Raw genomic sequence first — 599 nt, 5'->3', positions numbered from 1 at the left:
ATTGCTTCTTTCGCAACGCGAGCTGCTGCTTCATAACCGATATGAGGGTTCACGGCTGTAATAATTCCTACACTTTTCTCAACATACTCTTTTAAGCGATCTTCATTCGCTTCAATTCCTTTTAAGCAATTATCTGTAAAAGCACGGAAACCGTTATTCATAATGCTAATCGATTGAAGTAAGTTGAAAACAAGTACTGGTTCCATAACGTTTAATTCTAATTGTCCTGCTTCTGAAGCAAGGCAAATTGTATGGTCATTACCAATTACTTGGAACGCAATTTGATTAATTACTTCTGGCATAACAGGGTTTACTTTCCCTGGCATAATAGATGAACCTGGTTGACGAGCTGGTAACATAATTTCCGCTAAACCAACACGCGGACCTGATGCCATTAAGCGAAGGTCATTCGCAATTTTAGACATATTCATCATACATACTTTAAGCGCTGCAGATACTTCAGTATAAGCATCCGTATTTTGCGTCGCATCTACTAAATCTTCTGCACCAACAAGCGGTAATTCACTAATTGCAGCTAAATGTTTTACAACTGCTTCAATATATTCTGGATCTGCATTTAAGCCTGTACCAACTGCAGT

Annotated in this window: 1 protein-coding gene; it reads right to left on the bottom strand. The window is 38.6% G+C overall.

Going from position 1 to position 599, the window contains the following annotated elements; genetic code table 11:
• Positions 1-599: lyase family protein (locus D1166_RS30950; protein WP_255422669.1), on the bottom strand; the 599-nt coding region annotated here is incomplete at both ends.

Source organism: Bacillus sp. ISO11, assembly GCF_003458115.1.
Taxonomy (GTDB): domain Bacteria; phylum Bacillota; class Bacilli; order Bacillales; family Bacillaceae_G; genus Bacillus_A; species Bacillus_A cereus.
Note: the sequence above shows the minus strand (reverse complement) of the source record. Positions and strands in the feature narration are given on the sequence as shown.